12 protein-coding genes are annotated in these 20,466 nt (G+C 52.5%); 4 read left to right on the top strand and 8 right to left on the bottom strand.

The window, feature by feature from the left end; all coding sequences use genetic code 11:
- Position 1: 1 nt before the first annotated feature.
- Positions 2–1,252 carry a glycerol-3-phosphate dehydrogenase subunit GlpB gene (gene glpB, locus MRY16398_RS08400; RefSeq protein ID WP_125124156.1) on the bottom strand — a complete coding sequence of 417 codons (1,251 nt, stop codon included), beginning with the start codon at positions 1,250–1,252 and terminating at the stop codon, positions 2–4.
- On the bottom strand, positions 1,242–2,864 hold the full coding sequence (gene glpA / locus MRY16398_RS08405; protein WP_125124157.1) for an anaerobic glycerol-3-phosphate dehydrogenase subunit A: 1,623 nt from the start codon (positions 2,862–2,864) through the stop codon (positions 1,242–1,244). The genes glpB and glpA overlap by 11 nt, the downstream gene beginning before the upstream one ends.
- 274 nt (positions 2,865–3,138) lie before the next feature.
- Here glpA and glpT point away from each other — a divergent pair, with 274 nt between their 5' ends.
- A complete protein-coding gene (glpT, locus tag MRY16398_RS08410; protein WP_071195658.1) occupies positions 3,139–4,491 on the top strand; it encodes a glycerol-3-phosphate transporter in 1,353 nt (450 codons plus the stop codon).
- Positions 4,492–4,520: 29 nt separating this feature from the next.
- Here glpT and yfaE read toward each other — a convergent pair whose 3' ends face one another.
- The 4 genes from yfaE to ubiG form a co-directional block, all read right to left on the bottom strand.
- Complete coding sequence (gene yfaE / locus MRY16398_RS08415) at positions 4,521–4,775, bottom strand: class I ribonucleotide reductase maintenance protein YfaE (RefSeq protein WP_125124158.1); 255 nt, start codon at positions 4,773–4,775, stop codon at positions 4,521–4,523.
- Positions 4,775–5,905 carry a class Ia ribonucleoside-diphosphate reductase subunit beta gene (gene nrdB, locus MRY16398_RS08420; RefSeq protein ID WP_039079918.1) on the bottom strand — a complete coding sequence of 377 codons (1,131 nt, stop codon included), beginning with the start codon at positions 5,903–5,905 and terminating at the stop codon, positions 4,775–4,777. The genes yfaE and nrdB overlap by 1 nt, the downstream gene beginning before the upstream one ends.
- Before the next feature lie 81 nt (positions 5,906–5,986).
- Positions 5,987–8,272 carry a class 1a ribonucleoside-diphosphate reductase subunit alpha gene (gene nrdA, locus MRY16398_RS08425; protein WP_125124159.1) on the bottom strand — a complete coding sequence of 762 codons (2,286 nt, stop codon included), beginning with the start codon at positions 8,270–8,272 and terminating at the stop codon, positions 5,987–5,989.
- A 346-nt stretch (positions 8,273–8,618) separates the two neighbouring features.
- Positions 8,619–9,347: a bifunctional 2-polyprenyl-6-hydroxyphenol methylase/3-demethylubiquinol 3-O-methyltransferase UbiG gene (ubiG, locus tag MRY16398_RS08435; RefSeq protein WP_039079920.1), complete on the bottom strand. Its 729-nt coding sequence runs from the start codon at positions 9,345–9,347 to the stop codon at positions 8,619–8,621.
- A 158-nt stretch (positions 9,348–9,505) separates the two neighbouring features.
- Here ubiG and gyrA point away from each other — a divergent pair, with 158 nt between their 5' ends.
- On the top strand, positions 9,506–12,139 hold the full coding sequence (gyrA, locus tag MRY16398_RS08440; protein ID WP_079496262.1) for a DNA topoisomerase (ATP-hydrolyzing) subunit A: 2,634 nt from the start codon (positions 9,506–9,508) through the stop codon (positions 12,137–12,139).
- A gap of 113 nt (positions 12,140–12,252) precedes the next feature.
- Positions 12,253–15,099 (top strand): two-component system sensor histidine kinase RcsC, encoded by a 2,847-nt coding sequence (gene rcsC, locus MRY16398_RS08445; protein WP_110294551.1) that lies wholly within the window; start codon positions 12,253–12,255, stop codon positions 15,097–15,099.
- A gap of 34 nt (positions 15,100–15,133) precedes the next feature.
- Here rcsC and rcsB read toward each other — a convergent pair whose 3' ends face one another.
- Positions 15,134–15,784: a response regulator transcription factor RcsB gene (gene rcsB / locus MRY16398_RS08450; protein WP_039079923.1), complete on the bottom strand. Its 651-nt coding sequence runs from the start codon at positions 15,782–15,784 to the stop codon at positions 15,134–15,136.
- A gap of 16 nt (positions 15,785–15,800) precedes the next feature.
- The gene (gene rcsD, locus MRY16398_RS08455; RefSeq protein ID WP_079496264.1) at positions 15,801–18,470 is read right to left on the bottom strand and encodes a phosphotransferase RcsD; all 2,670 of its coding nucleotides are present in this window, start codon (positions 18,468–18,470) and stop codon (positions 15,801–15,803) included.
- A gap of 842 nt (positions 18,471–19,312) precedes the next feature.
- Here rcsD and MRY16398_RS08460 point away from each other — a divergent pair.
- Entirely contained in the window at positions 19,313–20,434 is a 1,122-nt protein-coding gene (locus MRY16398_RS08460; protein WP_079496265.1) for a porin OmpC, read from the top strand.
- The last annotated feature ends 32 nt before the right edge of the window (positions 20,435–20,466 follow it).

Consider the following 20,466-nt stretch of genomic DNA (forward strand, 5'->3'; position numbering starts at 1 on the left):
TTTACCTCCCCCCGGCGCAAATTTGTTCTGCGGCATACAGCGCGGTAACCGCGCAAACGCCACCCCCACACCCCTGAGCAACCGCATCAAAGCCACCCAAAACGGAGCCCACCACATACAGGTTATCCAGCGTCGTGCCCTGGTGCTTAGCGCGTAGCGTTTCGTCAGTGATCACGCCAAACTGCTGCCATGGCTGGGTATCAAAGACGTTGTCGCGATACCAGCTTTCCCGTCCGGGGCTTTGTAACACGTCGAGGTCAAAAATGGTTTCCCGTACGCGATCGCGTTCGGCAATCAAACCGTTACTGAAAAAACTGCCGCTGGCGAGCACCATATGGCGTGGACGTAGCGCAATATCCTCATGCTTGCGCGTCCATAGTTGTGTCACGCGCCCACTTTCCACATCGGCACGGATCACCTCATCACCGGGCATCCATGTCCCACCGCTTTGGATAAAACGCTGTTGCAGGCGTGATTGCATGCGGGTGCCGGGAACCGATGGCGGCAGGGTAGGCAGCAACCGTAGCGGACAGGAGAGTTGTTGGTTAAGTCGTGTAAAGACGGCGCTATCCTGCAGGCCGAAACAGGCCGGGAAGTAAAGCTCGTCGTACTGACGGCTTAACGGCAGCAAGGCGCGGTACAGCTCGTCAAAATTCTGTGCAACATCCAGTACACGGGCGATATTGACGGCGCGAAATTCACTCGGGTTATCCCGCACGCGGTCCAGCACCGGCAGCGTTATCTCTTCTGCGGTGGCATTTATGCCACGTTTTTTCAGTGACGCGGCAGCGAGTTGCGGCTGAAAATCGAGAAACCCACAAATACCGACGACCCCAATGGCAATATCTTTTGTCGGCTGGAGAGGAATTTCATTGGGGCTTAACCAGGCCTGACGAAAGGTACCCAGTGGGGTGACGCGCATATGCGGCGTATCGGCCTCACCTTTTAGCGCCATGCCGCAGTCTGCCAGCATGGTCTGGGTCATTTTTGCATAGTGGCGTACCCTTTCAGCGCCCAGTAAGGCATAAGGATGTTCGCTTTGCATACGCTGTAACGCGTCTACCCCGGCGATGAGGTCGGTGACCGGTTGCCCATCCGGCAGACGGGAAAGTAAGTCCAGCGAGCCGGAAGAGAAATTGAGTGCGCTCTGACCGCGGCTGACAATGGCACAGCGTTGACCGTTTTCGCTCAGCCGAATGCCGCAGAGTAACCCGGCGAGGCCGCCGCCGATAATAACCGTATCAAATTTCATCAGTTGGCTCCTTTTCCAGCCCGCACAGTCCTTGATAGACCCAACGTGTAAATTCACTTTCGCGTAGCGCATCCCCCCAGGCGACAGGTTTTATGCCCTTCCAGCGCTCATTCAAAAATGCGCAAAGCTGGTTAATAGATTCTGTTTCACTGGTCACCCGCATGCTGTGCAGTAAGCCGGCTGCGCGACAGGCGCACAGCTCACCCTGACATGTGCCCATGCCCACGCGGGTACGGCGGCGCAGATCCAGCAGAGAGTTAACATTCAAGTTTTCAACGGCATACTGGACTTCCCCGGCGGTGACGGCTTCGCATTCGCACACCAGGCTACGACTGTGGCGATCGCTGCCCAGCGAGGCTGGAGTGCGATCGCCATGGCGATAAATAGCCGAACCGCGTAGCGGCACCGGCAGTGAGATAATTTTTTTCAGCGCCTGTTCGGTAGGCTGCTGTGAACCGGGCAACGGCGTTGTCGCTGTGGTACAAGGAGTGCTAAGACCGAGCTTGCGGCAGACGGCATCTGTGGCCCACTCCGCCATCAGACGGTAGGTCATCAGCTTGCCGCCGGTAATGGTGATAAAGCCTTCCATCCCGTCACGTTGAGCGTGATCGAGCAGCACAATGCCGCGGCTTACGTTACGTCCTGTCGGGTCATCATCGCTGGCAACCAAAGGACGTACGCCTGCATAGGCGCGCAGGATACGGGTCTGCGCCATCACTGGCGCCAGCTTTTCCCCTTCACGCAGCAGAATATCGACCTCTTCGGGCGTCACCCGGATGTTGTCAATATCCTTATAGTCAATATGCGTGGAGGTGGTGCCAATCAGGGAAATGGTATCGCCGGGTACGAGGATGTCGGCATCTGCCGGTTTACGACAACGGTTTATCACATGCTGATTGATGCGGTGGTCGAGTATCAGCAGGGCTCCTTTGGCCGGGAACATGCGAATCCGTAAATCCGCATACTCCGCGATGCGCTGGCCCCAGATCCCGGCGGCATTGACCACGACAGGAGCATGCAGAGGATAAATTTCATGGGTTTGCGGGTTCATCAGTTGTACACCGGTGACCCTGTCGCCCTGGCGTATTAATGCGCAGACTTCGTGGCCTGTCAGGATAGTGGCGCCATGTTCACGCGCATCCAGCATATTACTGGCCGTCAGGCGAAAAGGATCCACCGTGCCATCGGGTACGCGGACGGCACCAGTCAGTGCCGGATTTACGCTGGGCTCCGTGCGCCGCGCTTCTTCTGGCGTAATGGCCTGCGCGTTAATCCCTGCGCGCTGGCAGGCGTCAATAAAGACAGGCTGATAAGCCAGATCGTCTTCCGGCAGGGTGATAAATAAACCGTCTGTAGGCTCAATACAGTGGCGAGCGATACGCTTGAGGATGTGGTTTTCTGCAATACATTCCCGGGCGGATTCGTTATCGGTCACTGCGTAACGCGCACCGCTGTGCAATAAACCGTGATTGCGGCCGGTGGCACCTGTGGCTATGTCATGGCGTTCAAGCAGTACCACGCGCAGTCCGCGCAATGCACAGTCGCGGGCGATGCCTGCTCCGGTCGCGCCACCGCCGATGATGATGACATCGTAATCGTTTGAGTTACCCATATTTTCGTCTTCCGAGCGGGATTCCATAGAAACATTTAGCCACACTGTTGCTATGGATTGTTTGATATCGCGCATATTCGAGCAAAAAACGAAAATAACAAGAGTGGTTTTATGTCTGAAAGTGGAGCTTTGTCATAAATATGTAACATAAGGTGCGACAAATCGCCTTTTGTCGTTAGAATTTGCCGGGTAAAACCGTTACAAACGAAATCATGGTTTCGTTTTCACTCATAGTAGTCACATATAATGATAAAACCCTGCCACGGAGGCATATATGTTGAGTATTTTCCGGCCAGAATCCCACCGAGAAAGACTTCCTGAAGATCGTATCGACCCGGTTTATCGTCGTCTGCGCTGGCAGATCTTCCTGGGTATTTTCTTCGGCTATGCGGCCTATTATCTGGTGCGCAAAAATTTTGCGTTGGCCATGCCTTACCTTGTGGAGCAGGGCTTTTCCCGCGGTGATTTAGGGTTTGCGCTGTCGGGGATCTCCATTGCCTATGGTTTCTCAAAATTCATTATGGGGTCGGTCTCGGATCGTTCGAATCCGCGCGTTTTTCTGCCCGCCGGGTTGATTCTGGCCGCGGCAGTCATGTTGTTCATGGGATTTGTCCCGTGGGCGACATCGAGCATTGCCATTATGTTTGTGCTGCTGTTCCTGTGTGGTTGGTTCCAGGGAATGGGGTGGCCGCCGTGCGGACGTACCATGGTGCACTGGTGGTCGCAAAAAGAGCGTGGCAGGATAGTGTCTGTATGGAACTGTGCGCACAACGTCGGCGGCGGTATTCCCCCGTTGCTGTTCCTGTTGGGTATGGCCTGGTTTAACGACTGGCACGCGGCGCTGTATATGCCTGCGTTTGGGGCAATCATTGTGGCGATCTTCGCGTTCGCTATGATGCGCGATACCCCTCAGTCCTGCGGCTTGCCGCCGATTGAAGAGTATAAAAACGACTACCCGGACGATTACAGCGAAAAGGCAGAAGAGGAGCTGACGGCGAAGCAAATCTTTATGCAGTACGTCTTCCCGAACCGTCTGCTCTGGTACATCGCCATCGCCAACGTCTTCGTTTATCTGCTGCGCTATGGCATTCTGGACTGGTCACCCACCTACCTGAAAGAAGTGAAACATTTCGCGCTGGATAAATCTTCCTGGGCCTATTTCTTTTATGAATATGCCGGGATCCCAGGGACGCTGATTTGCGGCTGGATGTCGGACAAAGTCTTCAAAGGTAACCGTGGTGCAACAGGCGTCTTCTTTATGACGCTGGTCACCATTGCCACGATCATCTACTGGTTAAACCCGGCGGGCAATCCGACGATAGATATGGTCTGTATGATTGTCATTGGCTTCCTGATCTACGGCCCGGTGATGCTCATTGGTCTGCACGCTCTTGAACTGGCTCCAAAAAAAGCCGCCGGTACGGCAGCGGGCTTCACCGGTTTATTCGGCTACCTTGGCGGGTCGGTGGCGGCCAGTGCGATTGTGGGTTACACCGTCGATTTCTTTGGCTGGGACGGTGGTTTTATGGTGATGATTGGCGGCAGCATCCTGGCTGTGCTTTTGCTGATTGTGGTGATGATTGGCGAACGCAAACATCATGCACAAGTGGCGGCTAAGCGCCGATAAGGCAATAAAAAGGGCCGCGCGCGGCCCTTTTACATTTCAATCTCAATATCCCCTTTTGCTTTGCAGCAGCAGGGTAATATTTCGTCAGGCTGGATAAAGGCCAGCGGCTCGGTCAGCCAGTCGACCTGGCCTGTGACCAGGCGACAGCGACAGGAGCCGCAGTAACCTTCGCGGCACTGGTATTCCACCGGCACGCGGTGTGATTCCAGCGCCACCAGCAAAGACGGATGTTCTTCCTGGCACAACACCTGTGCGCCCGTCAGCCGTAAGGTTACGCGCGTCATCAGAGCTGGAAGTTACTCAGGTCGTCGGTATCGACTTCGGCGTCGATCTGGCCAACCAGATAAGAGCTGACTTCCACTTCCTGCGGAGCCACCTGAACGTTGTCAGAGACCAGCCAGGTATTGATCCACGGAATCGGGTTAGAGCGGGTCTGGAACGGCAAGTCCAGGCCGACCGCCTGCATGCGGATATTGGTGATGTACTCAATATACTGCCACAGGATGTCTTTATTCAGACCGATCATGGAGCCGTCGCGGAACAGATACTCTGCCCACTCTTTCTCCTGCTGCGCCGCCTGGACGAACAGGTCATAGCACTCCTGTTTGCACTCTTCGGCAATCTCCGCCATTTCCGGGTCATCGCTACCTGAACGCAGCAGGTTCAGCATGTGCTGAGTCCCGGTCAGATGCAGCGCTTCATCGCGTGCAATCAGACGGATGATTTTGGCGTTGCCTTCCATCAATTCGCGCTCCGCAAAGGCGAAAGAGCAGGCAAAGCTGACGTAGAAGCGAATAGCTTCCAGTGCGTTAACGCTCATCAGACACAAATACAGTTTCTTTTTCAGCTCACGCAGGTTCACGGTCACGGTTTTACCGTTAACGGTATGGGTACCTTCGCCAAGCAGATGCCAATAGCTGGTTAGCTCAATCAGCTCATCGTAATAGGCCGAAATGCCCTCGGCACGTTTCTGGATCTGCTCGTTGGTGACGATATCGTCAAACACAATCGCCGGATCGTTCACGATATTACGGATGATGTGGGTGTAAGAGCGCGAATGGATCGTTTCTGAAAACGCCCAGGTTTCAACCCAGGTTTCCAGTTCCGGGATCGAAATCAGCGGCAACAGCGCCACGTTCGGGCTACGACCCTGAATAGAGTCCAGCAGCGTCTGGTATTTCAGGTTGCTGATGAAAATGTGTTTTTCGTGTTCCGGCAACGCCTGGTAGTCAATACGGTCGCGGGAAACGTCAACTTCTTCCGGACGCCAGAAGAAGGAGAGTTGCTTTTCAATCAGCTTTTCAAAGATGTCATATTTTTGCTGATCGTAGCGTGCCACGTTGACCGGCTGCCCGAAGAACATCGGCTCTTTGAGCTGGTCGTTTTTCGTCTGTGAAAAGGTGGTGTATGCCATGAGTGTGTCCTGTGAGAGATTTTGTAGATCGGGCAAACAAAATCGTAGGCCGGGTAAGCGTAGCGTCACCCGGCATTTACATTAGATCTTACATGCGCCGCTTTCGCAGCCATCATCCTGAATGGACGGCACCAGATCATCCTGCGCATCTTCCGCACCGTCGCGGGTGTTTTGATAGTACAGGGTCTTCACGCCAAATTTATAGGCAGTGAGCAAGTCTTTCAGCAATTGCTGCATCGGCACTTTTCCGGACGGGAAACGTGCCGGGTCATAGTTGGTATTTGCAGAGATCGACTGGTCGATAAATTTCTGCATGATGCCCACCAGTTGCAGATAGCCGTCGTTGTTCGGCATTTCCCACAGCAGCTCGTACTTATCTTTCAGCAACTCATAATCCGGCACCACCTGACGCAGGATACCGTCTTTCGACGCCTTGATGCTCACATGGCCGCGCGGTGGCTCAATGCCGTTGGTGGCATTGGAGATCTGCGATGAGGTTTCCGACGGCATCAGCGCAGACAGCGTGGAGTTACGCAGGCCGTAAGTTTTCACCGATTCACGCAGTGCGTCCCAGTCGTAGTGCAGCGGCTCGCTGGTGATACCGTCCAGGTCTTTCTTGTAGGTATCAATAGGCATAATGCCTTTGGAGTAGGTGGTTTCGTTAAACCACGGGCATGCGCCTTGCTCTTTCGCCAGCTCGTTAGATGCTTTCAGCAGGTAGTACTGGATTGCTTCGAACGTTTTGTGGGTCAGGTTGTTGGCGCTGCCGTCGGAGTAGCGTTTGCCGTTTTTCGCCAGCCAGTAGGCGAAGTTAATCACGCCAATACCCAGCGTACGGCGGCCCATTGCACCGCGTTTTGCCGCCGGAATCGGGTAGTCCTGGTAATCCAGCAGGGCATCCAGCGCACGCACGGCAAGCACCGCCAGCTCTTCCAGCTCATCCAGATTAGAAATCGCACCCAGGTTAAAGGCAGACAGCGTGCAGAGCGCGATTTCACCGTTTTCGTCGTTCACGTCTTCCAGCGGTTTGGTTGGCAGAGCGATTTCCAGGCACAGATTAGACTGGCGCACTGGCGCAACCACCGGGTCAAACGGGCTGTGGGTATTGCAATGGTCAACGTTCTGGATATAGATACGGCCGGTAGAGGCACGTTCCTGCATCATCAGCGAGAACAGCTCAACGGCTTTTACGCGCTGTTTGCGGATGCTGTCGTCTTTCTCATATTTGGTGTAAAGACGTTCGAATTCATCCTGATCGGCGAAGAACGCGTCATACAGGCCGGGGACGTCAGACGGGCTGAACAGGGTGATCTCTTCCCCTTTCAGCAGGCGGGTGTACATCAGTTTGTTGATCTGTACGCCGTAGTCCATGTGACGTACACGGTTACCTTCAACGCCACGGTTGTTTTTCAGAACCAGCAGGCTTTCAACTTCCAGATGCCACATCGGATAGAACAGGGTCGCCGCACCACCGCGCACACCGCCCTGAGAGCAGGATTTTACCGCGGTCTGGAAGTGTTTGTAGAACGGGATACAGCCGGTATGGAACGCTTCACCGCCGCGAATCGGGCTACCCAGCGCACGAATACGACCCGCGTTGATGCCGATACCGGCACGCTGGGAAACGTATTTCACAATTGCGCTGGAAGTGGCGTTGATAGAGTCCAGACTGTCGCCGCACTCGATCAGCACGCAAGAGCTGAACTGACGGGTCGGAGTACGTACGCCGGACATAATCGGCGTCGGCAGAGAAATTTTGAATGTAGAGACCGCATCATAGAAGCGCTTCACGTAGCTCAGACGCGTCTCGCGTGGATACCCTGAGAACAGGCAGGCAGCCACCAGGATATAGAGGAATTGCGCGCTCTCGTAGATTTCGCCGGTTACACGGTTCTGAACCAGGTATTTGCCTTCAAGCTGCTTAACGGCCGCGTAGGAGAAATTCATATCGCGCCAGTGGTCGATAAACTCGTCCATCTGCTTGAACTCTTCTTCCGTGTAGTCTTCCAGCAGATGCGTGTCGTATTTGCCAAGTTCAACCATTTTTACCACATGGTCGTACAGCGCTGGCGGCTCGAACTGACCATAGGCTTTTTTACGCAGGTGGAAAATGGCCAGGCGCGCGGCGAGGTACTGGTAGTCTGGCGCTTCACGGGAGATCAGGTCCGCAGCGGCTTTGATAATAGTCTCATGAATGTCGGACGTTTTGATGCCGTCGTAGAACTGAATATGGGAACGCAGTTCCACCTGGGAGATGGATACATTACTCAGCCCCTCTGCCGCCCAATCCAGCACCCGATGAATTTTGTCGAGATTGATGCGCTCGGTGCTACCGTCGCGCTTTGTCACCAGCAGACTCTGATTCATGTGAAATTTACCTGTCCGTGAATAAAAAATATCCCCCAATTATCCACAGAACCACGTTGTGACTAAGTCTGTGGATAAATACTATATGTTGGGGGTATATGATAAGAGAAACGCTATATGGTGAGTATTCTAGTAAGGATTCTTTTGAGTACAAGAGTTGATTTTGACGTTAAATTGAGGTTGCAAAAGAGTGATAAAGGCTAAGTCCACGTCGCATAAGGCCTGGCGGGGATGTCAATATTTCGCAAAAAAAAATGAAAATTTGATCAAACGCTGATTTCTTCATCGGGAAGGGGAGATCGCGCGACATGATGTAGCGCAATCTTTATAAGAATAGTGAATGACGTCAGACGTTTTTTGGCTTTGTATGTAACATATAATTCACATCCACACCGGGCGCGAGCTTAAAGGCATTTAACAGCGGGTTGTAATGCAGACCCGTAATGTGACGCTCCTTTAGCCCGGATTCATTCACCCAACCGAGCAGTTCTGCCGGTTTGATAAATTTCTTCACGTCGTGCGTCCCTTTCGGCACCATTTTCAGCACATACTCCGCGCCAACCACCGCCATCAACCACGCTTTGCCGTTACGGTTAATCGTCGAGAAGAAGACGTGGCCGCCGGGTTTGACCAGCCGCGCGCAGGCGTTGACCACCGATTGCGGGTCCGGTACGTGTTCCAGCATCTCCATGCAGGTGACAACATCATATTGCTGCGGATGTTTGTCGGCGTGGTCTTCGACGGTCTCTTGCACGTATTCGACGCGAATGCCGGACTCCAGAGCATGCAGCCTGGCGACCTGTAGCGGTTCAAAGCCCATATCCAGCCCGGTGACTATCGCCCCTTCGCGCGCCATGCTCTCCGCCAGAATGCCGCCACCACAGCCGACATCCAGGACATTCTTGCCAAACAGACCGTCAGCACGTTCTGCAATATAGCCCAGACGTAATGGATTGATGCGATGAAGAGGTTTGAATTCGCCTTCCAGATCCCACCAGCGAGAAGCGACCGCTTCAAATTTGGCAATTTCAGCCTGGTCAACGTTTTGAGCAACCGACGTTTTTTCGGCATTCATGGGGATACGTACTCCTTATTTAGCAAGACGGATGAGTATAACAGTCTGCTGGCGCTAATAAAGCGCCCTGCGGGGTCTTTCCGTTTACCTGATTCATTACGGTTGTGTTATAATTTGCGACCTTTGAATCCGGGATACAGTAGAGGGATAGCGGTTAGATGAGCGACCTTGCGAGAGAAATTACACCGGTCAACATCGAGGAAGAGCTGAAAAGTTCTTATCTGGATTATGCCATGTCGGTCATTGTTGGCCGTGCGCTGCCAGATGTCCGCGATGGTCTAAAGCCGGTTCACCGTCGCGTACTTTACGCCATGAACGTCTTGGGCAATGACTGGAACAAAGCCTACAAAAAATCTGCCCGTGTCGTTGGTGACGTAATCGGTAAATACCATCCCCATGGTGATTCCGCAGTGTATGACACCATTGTGCGTATGGCACAGCCATTTTCACTGCGCTACATGCTGGTTGATGGTCAGGGTAACTTCGGTTCGATTGACGGCGACTCCGCGGCGGCAATGCGTTATACGGAAATCCGTCTGGCGAAAATTGCCCATGAGCTGATGGCCGATCTGGAAAAAGAGACCGTTGATTACGTCGACAACTACGACGGTACGGAAAAAATCCCTGATGTTATGCCTACCAAGATCCCGAACCTGCTGGTGAACGGGTCTTCCGGTATTGCAGTCGGGATGGCGACCAACATTCCTCCGCATAACCTGACGGAAGTGATTAACGGTTGCCTGGCGTACATTGATAATGAAGACATCAGCGTTGAAGGGCTGATGGAACATATCCCTGGGCCAGACTTCCCGACCGCCGCCATTATTAATGGTCGTCGCGGTATTGAAGAAGCGTACCGAACCGGGCGTGGCAAAATTTATATTCGCGCCCGCGCGGAAGTGGAAGCTGACGCGAAAACCGGTCGTGAAACCATTATCGTGCATGAAATTCCGTATCAGGTGAACAAAGCACGCCTGATCGAGAAAATTGCCGAGCTGGTTAAAGATAAACGCGTTGAGGGTATCAGCGCGCTGCGTGACGAGTCTGATAAAGACGGGATGCGCATCGTGATTGAAATCAAACGTGACGCAGTGGGTGAGGTGGTACTGAATAACCTGTACTCCCAGACCCAGCTCCAGGTTTCCTTCGGTATCAACATGGTGGCACTGCACCATGGTCAGCCGAAGATCATGAACCTGAAAGACATTCTGTCCGCGTTTGTCCGTCACCGCCGCGAAGTTGTGACGCGTCGTACGATTTTCGAACTGCGCAAAGCGCGCGACCGTGCGCATATCCTTGAAGCGCTGGCCGTTGCGCTGGCCAATATCGATCCGATTATCGAACTGATTCGCCGTGCGCCGACCCCGGCAGAAGCGAAAGCCGGTCTTATCGCACAGCCGTGGGATTTGGGCAACGTTTCCGCCATGCTGGAACGTGCGGGCGATAACGCCGCGCGCCCTGAATGGCTGGAGCCAGAGTTCGGTATTCGTGACGGCAAATACTACCTGACCGAACAGCAGGCACAGGCGATTCTGGATCTGCGTCTGCAGAAACTGACGGGCCTTGAGCATGAAAAACTGCTCGACGAGTATAAAGAGCTGCTGGAACAGATTGCCGAGCTGCTGCATATCCTCGGCAGCGCCGATCGTCTGATGGAAGTTATCCGCGAAGAGCTGGAACTGGTTCGTGAGCAGTTCGGTGACGAACGTCGTACTGAGATCACCGCCAATACCGCCGACATCAACATCGAAGATCTGATCAACGAAGAAGATGTTGTGGTTACGCTGTCGCATCAGGGCTACGTGAAATACCAGCCGCTTACCGACTACGAAGCGCAACGTCGTGGCGGTAAAGGCAAGTCTGCGGCGCGTATTAAAGAAGAAGACTTTATCGACCGTCTGCTGGTGGCCAACACCCACGACACGATCCTCTGCTTCTCCAGCCGTGGTCGTCTGTACTGGATGAAAGTTTACCAGTTGCCGGAAGCGAGCCGTGGCGCGCGTGGTCGTCCGATCGTCAACCTTCTGCCGCTGGAGCCGAATGAACGTATTACTGCCATTCTGCCGGTACGCGAGTATGAAGAGGGCGTAAGTGTCTTTATGGCGACCGCCAGCGGTACCGTGAAGAAAACCGCGTTGACCGAGTTCAGCCGTCCGCGCTCTGCCGGGATCATTGCGGTTAACCTCAATGAAGGCGACGAACTGATCGGCGTCGATCTGACCTCTGGTCAGGACGAAGTCATGCTGTTCTCTGCCGCTGGTAAAGTGGTGCGCTTCAAAGAAGATGCTGTTCGTGCGATGGGACGTACCGCAACAGGTGTTCGCGGTATCAAGCTGGCAGGCGAGGACAAAGTCGTTTCGCTGATCATTCCACGTGGCGAAGGGGCAATCCTCACCGTGACGCAGAATGGCTACGGTAAACGTACGGCTGAAACCGAGTACCCGACCAAATCTCGTGGTACGCAGGGCGTTATCTCCATCAAGGTGACCGAACGTAACGGTTCCGTGGTGGGTGCGGTACAGGTTACTGATACCGACCAGATCATGATGATCACCGATGCTGGTACGCTGGTGCGTACGCGTGTGTCGGAAATCAGCGTGGTAGGGCGTAATACCCAGGGTGTTATCCTTATTCGTACCGCGGAAGACGAAAACGTGGTCGGTCTGCAGCGTGTAGCCGAACCGGTGGACGACGAAGAACTTGACTCCATTGATGGCAGCGTCGCGGAAGGGGATGATGAAATCGCCCCGGAAGTTGACGATGGCGCGGCTGACGACGACGCCGACGAGTAATCTGTGCTGAGGGCCGGTTTTCCGGCCCTTTCTCTTTGCCATTGCGGCACCGGCATTTTACCGCTACTTTAACCTCAGTCACTTTTACACCCTCATGGCGGAGTTTCCCCAGGTTGAAATACCTCGTCTCTTTTCGTAGCACTTTGAAAGTCTCGCGCTATCTTTTCCGCGCGCTGGCTCTGGTGCTTTGGCTGCTGATTGCTCTCTTTTCGGTGTTCTACATCGTCAACGCGTTGCGTGATAAAGAGTCGGAAATACGCCAGGAATTTAACCTCAGTGCCGATCAGGCACAGCGGTATATTCAGCGCACCTCCGACGTCATGAAAGAGCTGAAATACATCGCTGAAAACCGTCTGACGGCAGAAAACGGTATTCTTGCCTCTCGTGGGCTGGATGCGAAAACTGATGTACCTGATTTTCAGCCGCTGTTCCCCGATTCTGACTGCTCGAAAATGGGCACGGCCTGGCGTGGTTCTCTGGAGTCACTGGCCTGGTTTATGCGCTACTGGCGGGATAACTTCTCGGCGGCTTACGACCTGAATCGCGTATTCCTGATTGGGAGTGAGAATCTCTGCGTGGCGGATTTTGGCCTGCGTGATGTGCCGGTCGAACGCGACGAGACATTGAAAAGTCTGCATGAGCGTATTCTGAAATACCGCAATGCGCCGCAGGATGAACGTGGCAACAACCTGTACTGGATGAGCCAGGGGGCGCGTCCGGGAGTCGGCTATTTTTATGCGTTGACGCCGGTTTATCTGGGCAATCGTCTGCAGGCGTTGCTGGGAACGGAACAATCCATTCGGATGGAGAACTTCTTCACCCCCGGCAGTTTGCCAATGGGTGTGACCATCTTTGATGAAAGCGGACGTGCGTTGATTTCCCTGACCGGTGCGGAAAATCGTATCGAGGCGGATCCGCGCTGGCTGCAGGTACGATCCTGGTTTGGTTACACCTCCGGCTTTCATGACCTTATCCTCAAAAAGAGCCTGCCGCCATCGCCGCTGAGTATCGTCTACTCGGTGCCTGTGGACTTGGTGCTTGAGCGTATTCGCATGCTGATCCTCAATGCGGTGCTGCTTAATATCCTTGTGGGGGTTGCACTGTTTACACTCGCACGTATGTATGAACGGCGAATTTTTATTCCGGCGGAAACGGACGCCCAGCGTCTGGAAGAACACGAGCAGTTCAACCGTAAAATCGTCGCCTCGGCGCCGGTGGGGATCTGTATTTTACGTACCCAGGATGGCACCAACATTCTGAGTAATGAACTGGCGCATAACTACCTGAATATGCTCACCCACGAAGATCGGCAACGTCTGACGCAAATTATCTGCGGGCAGCAGGTGAACTTTGTGGATGTACTGACCAGCAACAATACCAATTTGCAGATAAGCTTTGTCCATTCCCGTTATCGCAACGAAAACGTGGCGATTTGTGTACTGGTGGATGTGTCTGCGCGCGTCAAAATGGAAGAATCGCTGCAGGAGATGGCGCAGGCGGCAGAGCAGGCGAGCCAGTCAAAATCGATGTTCCTGGCAACCGTCAGTCACGAACTGCGTACGCCGCTGTACGGCATTATTGGTAACCTCGATCTGCTGCAGACTAAAGACCTGCCGAAAGGCGTCGACCGTCTGGTGACGGCGATGAATAACTCGTCGAGTCTGCTGCTAAAAATTATCAGCGACATTCTCGATTTCTCGAAAATCGAATCTGAGCAACTCAAAATTGAGCCGCGTGAGTTCTCCCCGCGCGAGGTGATGAGCCATATCACCGCCAACTATGCGCCGCTGGTGGTCCGTAAACAGCTCGGCCTTTACTGTTTTATCGAGCCGGACGTGCCTGCCACGCTGAATGGCGATCCGATGCGTCTGCAGCAGGTTATCTCAAACCTGCTCAGCAACGCCATTAAGTTTACCGATATTGGCTGCATTATTCTTCATGTCCGCCGGGATGAACATTATCTGAGTATCCGCGTACGCGATACCGGCGTCGGGATCCCAGGTAAAGAAGTGGTGCGGTTGTTCGATCCCTTCTTCCAGGTGGGCACTGGCGTGCAGCGTAACTTCCAGGGGACTGGGCTGGGGCTGGCGATTTGCGAAAAACTGATCAGCATGATGGATGGCGATATTAGCGTCGATACCGAACCGGGTATGGGCAGCCAGTTTACCATCCGTATTCCGTTGTATGACGCCGTTGAGCTTGCGCCTGCGGATGTTGATGGCCTTGCCAATACCTGTTGCTGGCTGGCGGTACGTAATGCGTTTCTTAGCAGTTACCTGGAAACCTTGCTGGCGCATAACGGTATTCAGGCCCAGCACTATGATGGTCGCCCACTGGGAGCAAATGACACCTTTATTACGGATGATGAACTGCCAGCGTCCTGGAGCGGGCGGGCCGCCGTCATGTTCTGCCGTCGCCATATTGGTATCCCATTGGAGCGTACGCCAAATGAGTGGCTGGTTAGCGTGGCGTCGCCGCATGATCTGATTGCGATCCTTGGGCGAATTCACCGTGTTGAGGTGGTGGTGCCGGAAGTCACTACCGCGCTGCCGCCACCGGGCGCGGCCGAGGCGAGAAATGACGACATGATGATTCTGGTGGTCGACGATCACCCGATCAACCGCCGTCTGCTGGCGGATCAGCTTGGTTCGCTGGGGTATCAATGCAAAACGGCGAACGATGGTGTAGATGCCCTGAATGTCCTGAGTAAAAACCCCATCGATATTGTGCTCAGCGACGTTAACATGCCGAATATGGACGGTTATCGCCTGACGCAACGTATCCGTGAATTGGGGATGACCCTGCCGGTTATCGGCGTGACGGCGAATGCGCTGGCCGAAGAGAAACAGCGTTGTCTTGAGTCGGGCATGGATAGCTGCCTGTCGAAGCCGGTAACACTGGATGTGCTGAAACAGACGCTGGCGCTTTACAGTGCGCGAGTAAGAAAAGAGCGGCGATAAAAACAAACCCCGGCGGGGGCCGGGGTCGCAGGTATTACTCTTTCTCGGTCTGGGTCAGTGTGACCGAGGAGAGGTAATTCAGCAGGGCGATATCATTATCAACACCCAGTTTCATCATGGCAGATTTCTTCTGGCTACTGATGGTCTTGATACTGCGGTTCAGTTTCTTGGCGATTTCGGTGACCAGGAAACCTTCGGCAAACAGACGCAATACTTCACTCTCTTTCGGTGACAGACGTTTATCGCCATAACCACCGGCGCTGATTTTTTCCAGCAGGCGGGAAACGCTTTCCGGGGTAAATTTCTTGCCTTTCTGTAATGCAGCCAGCGCCTTAGGCAGGTCGGTTGGTGCGCCCTGTTTCAGCACGATCCCTTCAATATCCAGATCCAGCACGGCGCTCAGAATGGCCGGGTTGTTGTTCATTGTCAGAACAATGATGGACAGGTTCGGGAAATGGCGTTTGATGTATTTAATCAGCGTGATGCCGTCACCGTATTTATCGCCTGGCATTGACAGATCGGTGATAAGAACATTGGCCTCAAGTTTCGGCAGATTATTGATAAGTGCTGTAGAGTCTTCAAATTCACCGACTACATTCACCCATTCGATCTGTTCAAGTGATTTGCGAATACCGAACAGTACAATCGGATGGTCATCGGCAATAATTACGTTCATATTGTTCATGTATTGGGCTACCTTGCTACAGCAAGCTCTTGACGTAAGCGTCAATGTCGCTGATGTAATTTTCTATGCCTGGAACATCCTTCTCACGAATTAAATGCTCCAGCGTTTCACATAACTGCTTACCAGGAACCAGATTAAGCATGGCAAACACCCCTTTCAGGCGGTGTGCTGTCTGAGCCAGTGCAGCGAAATCGCTTGTCGCCGATTCAGTATACAACCTCTTAACATCATCCGGTACTGTGTCGACAAACAGCGCATAATAACCGCTGGCATGGAGTTCGGCATTTTCATCGCCCCCCAAAGGCGACTCCATAACGTCTTCCTGTGCCAGTTGCTCTTCTATAAGCTGCAATATTGCTTCCTGCATTGCATTGCTCATATTAAAGTTGACGCGCAATTGTCCGGGGCCAATTTTCCGCACGCCGACCTCATCATCGCTTAAAAGCAAGCCCGAGGATGTAAGATTAGACGGATTATCCGTTAAAAACAGGTCATATTCTTGACTTAACAGCCTTTCATCCGGAGAGATACAGCTTGCTCCCCAGTTTTCGAGCTGTCGAACCACAATATTGCGGATTTCGCTGGAGGTGATATCAATCATGGCGACCACATCGTCCAGTAATTTCTCCTCGGCTTCCTCATGTTGAGCGCGCACTGCCATTTTCACGTGCAGTGAATAACGGGTACCGAGCTCCTCCCGTGCTTTAATATTTAAGTGACCACCGAGTTTTCTGGCCAGTTGATCGCACAGCCAGAAGGTGAGGGCATTGGCTTTACCATACTGATCGCCCTGAGTGGTATTGAGGAACGGGAAGTGCAGGTTGTCGATCTCGCTATTACTTACCCCGTTGCCGGTGTCCAGGATACGGAAGGTCAGACGATCTTCCGCTGATTCGTCCATGCTCACTTCAAGGGTGATTTTGCCAATCTGCGTTGTCGTCACGGCGTACTGGATCAACAGCAGCAAAATACGTAGCAGGGCATCACGGTCGCCGTGGCGCTCTTCTTTCGCATGAAGATGGTTATTGATGAGCAGTTGTAGTCCCTTGCGCTTAATCACAGGCAGTACCTGCGGCACCACTTCATCAATTAAATCCTGAATGGAAAACAGCGTGGATTGTCCTTTCCATGTGTCGTTTTCCAGCATATTGGCCAGTTGGATCTCATCCACCAGTCTCGCCAGAGCTTCGGCATGATCAGCAAGCTGGTTGCCCTCTTTATCGCTCAACGCAGCGGCTTCGCCAGCCAGGGCTTTGACAGGCTGCTTGAGCGCTTCGGCAATGTTTTGCATGAACGCTGCGCGACCTTGCTGATTTTTCTCATACAGGCGCTGCGCCTGTTTGAGCTTTTTATTCACCAGTACTTCTCTGTCCTGATCGCGGATGATGAAAATTTGCGTGCGCGACGCCACCTGGCTGCGGAACTGGCGAATTTCATACAATTCGTTATTGATAGTGGCCTGAATCACCCCCTGATGCTGATCGGCCATAGAGGTGATGTTTTGCAAGTTGAGATGCGGCAGCAAATGATCGGCGATTTTATTGCTCAACACGGTGCGGTTGGCTTCCTGGTCATGTACCAGCAACCCTAACGGCAACAGAGAGACAATCTCTTCATTAAAGGCGCGCATAACGCGCAGCTCGTTACTGTTTCCCGCAGGGGCCAGCCCATCGCTCTGACGGCCCGGCTGATGGCGGAACGTGGTATAGCCAAACAGCGCCAGCGCCAGCAGACCAATGTTCAATAACAGCGGCAACAGAATATTTTGCAAGGTCTCCAGCAGCAGCGTACCAAACGGCACCTGCCAGACCAGGCGAAGGCCGGTGGAGTTGAGCGAAGAGGCAATCTCGATTTTCGAACTATTGAAATTGATGGTGACGCTGTCGGTGCTCTCTTTATCGGTGGAACGCAGATTATTTTGCGCGTTATCTGTATCGAGACGGAAGCTGTCCAACGACATATCCGGTGGGATTAGGTCGTTAATCGGCAGGTCGAATGCCACAACCGTTGCCAGATGACCGGGCTGGTTAAACGTGGTGCGCAGGGTGAAATAGTGGCCATTCTGCCAGGAAAGGCGACGCAGGGCAGAGAAGCTCTCGCGTTCGTCCAGCGCGTTAGCTTGTTGCAACATCTCCGCGCGGCGTGAATCAACGATGCTGCCAATTGTGGACTCTTTAAACCCGGAGGAGAGATCTTTCAACGGCAGGGTAGAGATCAGGATCATGCTGTTGTCCTGACCATTGAGGTAGTACATCGACCAGGGAACGGTCTCCGCGCCCCACAGGGTATCCAGATAGGTGGAGATTCGCTGCGTCATTTCCAGCGTCGAACTGTCATGGGAGCCGAAGATCAGCGCTTCTGTTTTACGCCGTGGCTTCTCCAGATAGTAAACGTCCTGCTTAAGGCGGGTTTCCTGTAAACCATCACTTGAACTGCCAGAGGTCGCTGCCGCGATGTTGTCGTAGATTTGCCAGGTAGCGTAGCGCCAGGTATCAATGCGCTTGTGCATTGCATGAGTGATATCGACAACCTGATAGCTTTTATCTTTTAGCCAGGCATTAACGGCGCTTTGTATCATTACGCCCAACGTGACCAGCAGGACAATGATCAATAGAAGAAAGAAGCGGGTGATGTTGCCCGGTATCAGAGAAAATTTTCCTGGGGTCATGGTGTCCGATCGACTCATTCGTGTGTGTAACCCGTAATGACAACACTGCAGATTACTACTCAGTATCCGCGTTGAGACAATGTTGCTGCCATGCCGTAAGAACCTGCCAGCAATGACGGCGGTCTTGCCGGCGTGATGTTGCAGAGCTGTGTACAGCAGGCAGTATATCGGGTAATGAATGAATTTCCAGACTCTCGTTCGGGCAAATGTCTTGCAGACGAACGAAAAAAGCTCGCCTAAACCAGATGCTAAAAAATGTACAATTCATGCGATTCTGTACAGATATTTACCGCTTCGTTGGGAAAAATCGCACTAAATAACAAGAAAATAAAAAATGGATTATCTTTTTGCACTGTACCTGGCACGAATATTGTTTAATTAATAGTCATTACAAATTCTTTCATCTAGCACAAATTGAATTTATTTACGTAAAGAAAGGTAAAAAAAAACCGAATGCCAGGCATTCGGTCCTAATAGTGGTAAACAGACATTCAGAATCGAATGACGGTAATAAATAAAGTTAATGATGATAGCGATGATTATATTAGTGCCGAATTTATAAATTAGTTTTGCATTCAGTGCTAAAAAAATGTAAATCACTTAACTCGTTGTTTTTATTGTATCTTAAATTATATTTTGATTATTTGTGCTTTATTATTTAGCTATTTGTGCTAAAAAAAGTTCCCCTGAATTTACAAATTGAAACATCTATAATGCAATATGAAACATCTTCAAAGTTTTCGTATCATATTCTTATTGGATTATTCTGTATTTTTAAGGAGAATGAACTTGCAGGCTGATTAATAGGATTGATCAGTGAGCAGTGGCTATAAAAACGCATATAACCGAGGGTTAATAACATGAAAGTTAAAGTACTGTCCCTCCTGGTACCAGCACTGCTGGTAGCAGGCGCAGCAAATGCAGCGGAAATTTATAATAAAAACGGCAACAAATTAGATTTGTACGGTAAAGTCGACGGTCTGCATTATTTCTCCGATGATAAAGGCGCTGATGGCGATCAGACATACGTACGTTTCGGCTTCAAAGGCGAAACCCAGGTAAACGACCAGATCACGGGTTACGGTCAGTGGGAATACAACGTTCAGGCAAACGACACTGAAGGTTCAAGCGATCAGGCCTGGACTCGTCTGGCATTCGCTGGTCTGCGTGTCGGTGATGCGGGTTCTTTCGACTATGGTCGTAACTACGGCGTGATCTATGACGTAACGTCCTGGACCGACGTCCTGCCGGAATTCGGTGGGGATACCTACGGCGCTGATAACTTCATGCAATCCCGTGCTAACGGCGTTGCAACTTACCGTAACACCGACTTCTTCGGTCTGGTTGATGGCCTGAACTTTGCTCTGCAGTATCAGGGCAAAAACGGTAGCGTCGGCGGTGAAAACAGCACAGGTCGTAGCACGCTGAAACAGAACGGCGACGGCTTCGGCGCGTCTCTGACCTACGATCTGGGTGCTGGCTTTAGCGCAGGCGCTGCAATGTCTACCTCTAAACGTACCGCTGACCAGAATGCGGCTGGCGTTTATGGTAGCGGCGACAATGCAGACGTTTATAGCGGCGGTCTGAAATATGACGCCAACAACATCTATCTGGCGGCGCAGTACACCCAGACCTATAACGCAACCCGTTTCGGTAACTCTCAGAACAACAGCACCGTTTATGGTTTTGCGAACAAAGCGCAAAACTTTGAAGTGGTTGCTCAGTACCAGTTCGACTTCGGTCTGCGTCCGTCCGTTGCTTACCTGCAGTCTAAAGGTAAAGACGTTACCAACGGTACGACCGATTTCGGCGACCAGGATCTGCTGAAATATGTTGATGTTGGCGCGACTTACTACTTCAACAAAAACATGTCCACCTATGTTGATTACAAAATCAACCTGCTGGATGACAACACCTTCACTCGTCAGGCTGGTATCAGCACCGACAACGTTGTTGCCCTGGGCCTGGTTTACCAGTTCTAAGCAGCAATTCTCGACAAAGGGGCCCTCTGGCC

Source organism: Phytobacter sp. MRY16-398 (assembly GCF_003925915.1).
GTDB classification, from domain to species: Bacteria; Pseudomonadota; Gammaproteobacteria; order Enterobacterales; family Enterobacteriaceae; genus Phytobacter; species Phytobacter diazotrophicus.

Excerpts from the sequence above, each read along its gene's own strand:
- rcsD (WP_079496264.1), bottom strand. The coding sequence starts at position 18,470 with ATGAGTCGATCGGACACCATGACCCCAGGAAAATTTTCTCTGATACCG.
- nrdB (WP_039079918.1), bottom strand. The coding sequence starts at position 5,905 with ATGGCATACACCACCTTTTCACAGACGAAAAACGACCAGCTCAAAGAG.
- ubiG (WP_039079920.1), bottom strand. The coding sequence starts at position 9,347 with ATGAATGCCGAAAAAACGTCGGTTGCTCAAAACGTTGACCAGGCTGAA.
- glpT (WP_071195658.1), top strand. The coding sequence starts at position 3,139 with ATGTTGAGTATTTTCCGGCCAGAATCCCACCGAGAAAGACTTCCTGAA.
- gyrA (WP_079496262.1), top strand. The coding sequence starts at position 9,506 with ATGAGCGACCTTGCGAGAGAAATTACACCGGTCAACATCGAGGAAGAG.
- glpA (WP_125124157.1), bottom strand. The coding sequence starts at position 2,864 with ATGGGTAACTCAAACGATTACGATGTCATCATCATCGGCGGTGGCGCG.
- MRY16398_RS08460 (WP_079496265.1), top strand. The coding sequence starts at position 19,313 with ATGAAAGTTAAAGTACTGTCCCTCCTGGTACCAGCACTGCTGGTAGCA.
- glpB (WP_125124156.1), bottom strand. The coding sequence starts at position 1,252 with ATGAAATTTGATACGGTTATTATCGGCGGCGGCCTCGCCGGGTTACTC.
- nrdA (WP_125124159.1), bottom strand. The coding sequence starts at position 8,272 with ATGAATCAGAGTCTGCTGGTGACAAAGCGCGACGGTAGCACCGAGCGC.
- yfaE (WP_125124158.1), bottom strand. The coding sequence starts at position 4,775 with ATGACGCGCGTAACCTTACGGCTGACGGGCGCACAGGTGTTGTGCCAG.
- rcsB (WP_039079923.1), bottom strand. The coding sequence starts at position 15,784 with ATGAACAATATGAACGTAATTATTGCCGATGACCATCCGATTGTACTG.